The organism is Bacteroidia bacterium (assembly GCA_025056095.1).
In the GTDB taxonomy this organism is placed as follows: domain Bacteria; phylum Bacteroidota; class Bacteroidia; order JANWVE01; family JANWVE01; genus JANWVE01.
On the sequence record JANWVW010000214.1, the window covers coordinates 1 to 4,889 of the forward strand.

At 38.0% G+C, this 4,889-nt stretch carries 8 protein-coding genes and 1 tRNA gene; all 9 read left to right on the forward strand.

Annotation, left to right across the window (positions count from 1 at the left end):
* The coding region (locus NZ519_12135) for a hypothetical protein (GenBank protein MCS7029504.1) at window positions 1-192 on the forward strand (192 nt) is incomplete at its 5' end.
* Window positions 193-272: 80 nt separating this feature from the next.
* Window positions 273-1,322 carry a 3-deoxy-7-phosphoheptulonate synthase gene (aroF, locus tag NZ519_12140; GenBank protein ID MCS7029505.1) on the forward strand — a complete coding sequence of 350 codons (1,050 nt, stop codon included), beginning with the start codon at window positions 273-275 and terminating at the stop codon, window positions 1,320-1,322.
* Window positions 1,323-1,351: 29 nt separating this feature from the next.
* Window positions 1,352-1,425: transfer RNA gene (locus NZ519_12145), tRNA-Ala, on the forward strand.
* Between the two features lie 14 nt (window positions 1,426-1,439).
* Window positions 1,440-1,766, forward strand: coding sequence for a rhodanese-like domain-containing protein (locus tag NZ519_12150; protein ID MCS7029506.1), 327 nt, complete (start codon window positions 1,440-1,442; stop codon window positions 1,764-1,766).
* A 137-nt stretch (window positions 1,767-1,903) separates the two neighbouring features.
* Complete coding sequence (locus NZ519_12155; GenBank protein MCS7029507.1) at window positions 1,904-2,440, forward strand: hypothetical protein; 537 nt, start codon at window positions 1,904-1,906, stop codon at window positions 2,438-2,440.
* Between the two features lie 5 nt (window positions 2,441-2,445).
* A complete protein-coding gene (locus NZ519_12160; GenBank protein ID MCS7029508.1) occupies window positions 2,446-3,450 on the forward strand; it encodes a bifunctional phosphoglucose/phosphomannose isomerase in 1,005 nt (334 codons plus the stop codon).
* A gap of 9 nt (window positions 3,451-3,459) precedes the next feature.
* A complete protein-coding gene (gene ccoS, locus NZ519_12165) occupies window positions 3,460-3,675 on the forward strand; it encodes a cbb3-type cytochrome oxidase assembly protein CcoS (GenBank protein MCS7029509.1) in 216 nt (71 codons plus the stop codon).
* Window positions 3,676-3,705: 30 nt separating this feature from the next.
* Window positions 3,706-4,128, forward strand: a complete 423-nt coding sequence (locus tag NZ519_12170; GenBank protein ID MCS7029510.1) for a hypothetical protein — start codon at window positions 3,706-3,708, stop codon at window positions 4,126-4,128.
* Window positions 4,129-4,163: 35 nt separating this feature from the next.
* Entirely contained in the window at window positions 4,164-4,727 is a 564-nt protein-coding gene (locus tag NZ519_12175) for a rhomboid family intramembrane serine protease (GenBank protein MCS7029511.1), read from the forward strand.
* Window positions 4,728-4,889 lie beyond the last annotated feature (162 nt).

The window sequence follows — 4,889 nt, forward strand, 5'->3', positions numbered from 1 at the left end:
AGCCCTGTGCGGTGCGCCGGTTCGCCCGGATGGTTTTGCGTCGCCGGTCCCACGCCGACCTTGCCCACACAAGCGCAAGCGAAGTGTGGGCAAGGGCACGCCCAAAAAAATAACTTCATAGTTACCTGCCTGCTCAATTATTTTTCAGATTTATTTTGTGTGCAGAAAGTCCTATTTTTGTGCAGTAAGTGAATATAACTTTCAAAATTTATTGAAATTTCTGTAAACTTTGTGTATCCAAAAAGCGTTATATTTGTTGTAAGCAAGTAGATATGATTATCGTTTTGCATAAAAATATACAAGCGAGTGAGTTGTCCGAGATACTTAGACAATTAGAGGAATGGGGTTTAGAAGCCTACATTGCACAATTTGAGCATAGGAGTATCATTTCTATTGCAAACAAAGTACATCCTGATTTTGATATACGTAAAATTGCCCTTTTGAAAGGCGTAGTAGATGTATACAGAGTAGATGAACCTTACAAGTTAGCCAGCCGTACATGGAAAAAAAACAGCACCTGCTTTGATGTAAAAGGAGTAACCATAGGTGCGGACGAACTTAACATTATTGCAGGTCCTTGTTCTATTGAAAGCGAGGAACATATTTTTGAAATGGCAGCTTTAATTGCTAAAGAAGGGGTAAAATTTATACGCGGGGGTGCGTTTAAGCCCCGAACTTCACCCTACTCTTTTCAAGGTTTAGGAGTAGAGGGCTTGAAAATGATACGCAAGGCTGCAGACACATACGATTTGCGAGTAGTTACAGAAGTTATGGACGCTTCGCAAATAGAAGAAGTATGCACGTACGCCGATATTGTCCAGGTAGGTACGCGCAACATGCAAAACTTTTACCTACTCAAACAATTGGGTAAAATCAATAAGCCTGTTTTGCTCAAAAGAGGTATGTCTGCCCAAATTACAGAGTGGTTAATGGCAGCGGAGTACATACTTTCAGGAGGTAACGAGAAGGTAATTTTATGTGAAAGAGGTATCCGCACTTTTGACCACACGGGGCGAAACACATTAGACATTTCTGCTATACCTATCATACATGAGCTTAGCCACTTACCTATATTTGCTGACCCTAGCCATGGTACAGGAAACAGAAACCGTGTAATCCCTATGTCCTTAGCTGCTGTAGCCGCAGGCGCTGATGGACTGATGATAGAAGTCCATTCCTGCCCTGAAAAAGCTTTATCTGATGGACCACAAGCTTTATATCCTGAACAGTTCAGTGCTTTGATGGCACAACTACGCGCTTTAACTCAAAGCCTTCAAAATAAATACGTTCGTGAAGCACAAAAAAATACCATTTGGGTTTGATTTATATTTTTTATATTTGCAAGCAAAAAGGGGAATTAGCTCAGTTGGCTAGAGCGCTTGCATGGCATGCAAGAGGTCATCGGTTCGAATCCGATATTCTCCACAAGAGCATCTCTTATGCAAACGGGTGATATCACTGTGCAAGAATTAAAGCAGCGTCTAGACGCAGGCGAAAACGTCATTATTATTGATGTCAGAGAGCCACACGAGTACCAAATTTGTAACTTGGGTGGTAAACTCATCCCACTAGGCACGCTACCTCAAAGACTAGAAGAACTAAAAGAATACAAAGACAAAGAAATTGTAGTACATTGTAGAACAGGTGGAAGAAGCGCCAACGCCGTAGCCTTTCTCAAAAGCCAAGGATTCACTAATCCAAGAAACTTGGTAGGAGGTATACATGCTTGGGCAGACCAAATAGATAACACTATGCCAAAATACTAAAAAATACCACAAAGTACTTAGCAGAATCCTTAGTTCAATATAAAACCAACCTTATATTTAGCCTTGTGCTGTATAACTTACGTACCATATTGTGTGGAAAGTTTCTTGTGATAGTACTTCACGTATTTGCAACGATTTTGTGTTTATACTCTCAAAATGTAAAAGTATCCAACGGAGTACACGGATATTCCATAGAGGTACCTAAAAGTTTTATTCGTGTATCCCCAGCGGATTTTGATCTATACAGCTCTATTTTGTATAAAAACAGTTATACAGCACAAAAGGCTAGGTCTAACTTATCTGTTGGGCACTTGGACATACTTATTGTTAAAGAGGACAGTGCTTTTATTAAAATAGCGTCAGAAAACGTCAAAATTGAAGTAGATGAAACTTTTAAGAACATCGCAAAAAAAGAAATTCCTAGACAATATCTTCTTATAGGTAGAACTAACTGCACCATAGAAGAATGTGAGTTCAAAAAAATAGGCAACAGGAACGTACTTTACATAGAACTTAGTTACAGAGAAGATAACAAAGATTACTTTTGTATACTTGCCTTCCTCAATGGGCGAGATAATGTTTTTACTACTATCAGCATGGTAGTGGGCAAAAATCAGCAAAAAAAGTATAGTTCAGTATTTAGAAAAGCTCTTCAAACGTTGATTATTAAATAAACTGTATGGAAGATTTAATTTACAAGTTTCCCGAGCAAATTCAAGAAGCTATTTCAATAGCCGAGAAAGTGAATTTTGCTGCTTTACATTATCACAAAATTCATCATGTAGTTGTTTGTGGGCTAGGGGGGTCTGCAATGGGTGCAGATATAGTGCGTAAATATGCTTACAAAATGGGAAAGGTACCTATTATTGTCAATAGACACTATGAAATTCCTCACTTTGTAAATGAACACAGCTTAGTCATTTTATCTTCGTATTCTGGCAATACTGAGGAGACACTTTCCGCCGCAGAGTATGCCCTTGCTCAAAAATCTACACTTATTGCTATTAGTGCAGGGGGTAAACTGCAGGAGTTTGCAGAGAATAACAAAATTTTGCACATTGGTTTACCAATCGGATATCCACCTCGTGCAGCGCTAGCGTTCTCTACTATTCAACAATTATACATTCTGCGCAAGTTAAATTTGATCAAAAAAGGTTTTAAGCAAGAGCTGAAAGAAACCGTTGAGCTGCTTACTGAAACTCGTGAGGAATTCAGAAAACCTGATTCGGGTCCCGCAAAACTTGCACAGTTGTTAAAAGACAAGCTGCCTATCATTTATGCATCTGAAGAGTTAGAAGCAGTAGCTATTCGGTTAAGACAACAAATTAACGAAAATGCAAAACAAATTTGTTGGCACCATATATTTCCTGAAATGAACCACAATGAATTGGTAGGCTGGAGATTTCCTGAATATATTCTTAAAAAGACTGCTGTACTGATTTTGCGTTCTTCTTTTGACCATATACGTGTGCAAGCACGTTATGATATTTGCAAACCAATATTCAAAAAATACACTCAAGATGTATATGAAATTGTAGCTCAAGGTAAGAGTATATTAGCACAAGTATTCTACCTAATTCATTTTAGCGATTGGTTGTCTTATTTTTTAGCCAAAGAGAACAAAATAGACCCTACACCTGTTGAAGTAATAGACTACCTTAAAAGTTCACTAGAAAAATTGTAACTTTGTACTATGGAAGCACTAGAAAATCTTAGCGTGAGCATGTACTTGGTAATAGTATCTTGGGTCTTTGGGCTAGGTGTTATATTTATTTTTTTGTGGGCTTTGTTAAGCAAACAGTTTAAGAATACCAATGAGATGAACTACAGAATTTTAGATTTTGATGAACGTGAGTATGAAGGGCACGACCCTGTTTCACCTTTCAACCAAAAGGATCGGCTTAATTAAAATAGATAAAGTCGTAATTTTGTGAAAAATATGTATAGGTACTGTGCTGGACTGATAAGTGCAGTTATATGTTGTTGTTATTTTTCTTGTGCTACTAAACAAAAGACAAAAAAGGTTAATGTGCAGCATTTGCTCAAAAGCTGGCGAATGGCAGAGCTAGTCATAGGAAATGAATATCAGCCTATCAATCCATTTATGAGTATAACCTTTACTGAACAAGGTAAATGGATTACTAACGAAAAAGGCAAAACCCAAGAAGGAAGATGGGAAATTGATGAATATAAGGGAACATTAACTCTTCAAAATCAGCAAGTTTCGACTATACTCCATTTGAGTGATAGTTTGTTAGTGCTTAAAACCAAAGCTACAAATGGACAAGAGGTAAGAATTAGCTATGTTCCTGACCACGAGAAAGACTACGACTTTTGGAGAAAAAAGATAAGAAAACGATGAACATAAGTAGTAGCCCAATTACTTTAACTTTGATTTTGCTTAATGTTGTTCTATCCTTGTACGCATGGAACAGTAACAAAGTATTTCAAAAGTGGATGCTTCATCCCTATTCTTTTGGGCGTAAAGGGAATCATTTTACTTTATTTACATCCGCATTTATTCATGCGGATAGCATACATTTAATTATGAACATGTTTGCACTGTTTTCTTTTGGGCAATATGTTGAGATAGAACTATCTGCCATGCAGTATATTACTTTATATGGAATTAGCATTTTGACTTCTGCTCTTCCTTCTTTGATAAAACATAAGCATGATGCGTATTATTACACATTAGGGGCATCAGGAGCGGTATCGGGAGTTGTGTTTGCGTTTATTGTGCTTCATCCTTTGGCTAAGCTTAGTTTAGTTTTTTTTCCTATTAGTATGCCGGCTATTCTTTTTGGAATTTTATACATAGTACTATCCATTTATGCACAGCGGCGTGCTATGGATAACCTTAACCATGACGCGCATATAGCAGGGGCATTGACAGGTGCAATTTTTACTTTTTGGGTCAAACCTGAATCTGTGAGGTTTTTGTTAGATTTAGCCCTATAACAAAGAGAGGATATGATAATTCGTTAGTGTGCTGCGTATTTTGCAATGCTGCCAGTATTTTTGAAAGGCTGTAGTGAGTTTTATATTGCGTGAGGCATGCGGAGGGCGTGCGTTAGCACGGTGCGGAGCGAAGCGCAGCACCGAAGCGATAGCGTAGCCCGT

Coding starts and splice junctions, on each gene's coding strand:
- NZ519_12170 (MCS7029510.1), top strand. CDS start 3,706: ATGTATAGGTACTGTGCTGGACTGATAAGTGCAGTTATATGTTGTTGT.
- NZ519_12150 (MCS7029506.1), top strand. CDS start 1,440: ATGCAAACGGGTGATATCACTGTGCAAGAATTAAAGCAGCGTCTAGAC.
- ccoS (MCS7029509.1), top strand. CDS start 3,460: ATGGAAGCACTAGAAAATCTTAGCGTGAGCATGTACTTGGTAATAGTA.
- aroF (MCS7029505.1), top strand. CDS start 273: ATGATTATCGTTTTGCATAAAAATATACAAGCGAGTGAGTTGTCCGAG.
- NZ519_12160 (MCS7029508.1), top strand. CDS start 2,446: ATGGAAGATTTAATTTACAAGTTTCCCGAGCAAATTCAAGAAGCTATT.